Origin of the sequence: Pseudomonas sp. GD03903, from assembly GCF_029840045.1 — a bacterium.
Classification (GTDB): Bacteria; Pseudomonadota; Gammaproteobacteria; order Pseudomonadales; family Pseudomonadaceae; genus Pseudomonas; species Pseudomonas pseudonitroreducens.
Map to the genome: position 1 here is coordinate 1 of NZ_JAOCBT010000072.1, position 594 is coordinate 594.

Below are 594 nucleotides of genomic sequence, written 5' to 3' on the forward strand. Positions count from 1 at the left end.
CAGGGTGAAGCCGGCCGGCGGGTTGCCGGAGACGCTGAAGCTCAGCTTGGCGCCGTCGTCCACGTCGGTGGCGGTGAGCTGGCCCTTGCTGACCTGGTCTTCCACTGCCGCAGCGGTCGCGGCATCAGCGCGCGGGGCATCGTTGGTGCCGGTGACGGTGATCGCCAGGAAGCTCTGGGTGCTCGCGCCGTGCTCGTCGGTGACGGTGTAGGGCACGTTGATGATCTGCACCGCACCCGCCTTCAGGTGCTGGTAGGCGGCATCGCTGGCGTCGAAGCTCCACTTGCCGTCGCTGCCCAGGGTCAGGCCCGCCGGGGCGGCCTGGTTGAGGCTGAAGGTCAGCTTGGCGCCGTTGTCGACGTCGATGGCCTTGAGCTCGCCGCTGATCTGCGCGTCTTCGCGGACGAAGGTCAGCGAGGGCAGGGCGAGCGGCGTGTCGTTGGTGCCGGTGACGGTCAGGGTCAGGGTGTTGCTGCTGGTGGCGCCGTGTTCGTCGGTGACGGTGTAGTCGATCGACAGGACCTTGGTCTCGCCAGCGGCAAGGCTCTGGTAGGCCGGGCTCAGGCCGTTGAAGGCCCAGGTGCCGTCCTTGAA

1 protein-coding gene is annotated in these 594 nt (G+C 68.4%); it reads right to left on the reverse strand.

The genetic code is table 11. The features are described 5' to 3' along the window. Positions 1-594 (reverse strand): VCBS domain-containing protein (locus N5C91_RS31855; RefSeq protein WP_279834529.1); only part of this gene is annotated, 594 nt, incomplete at both ends.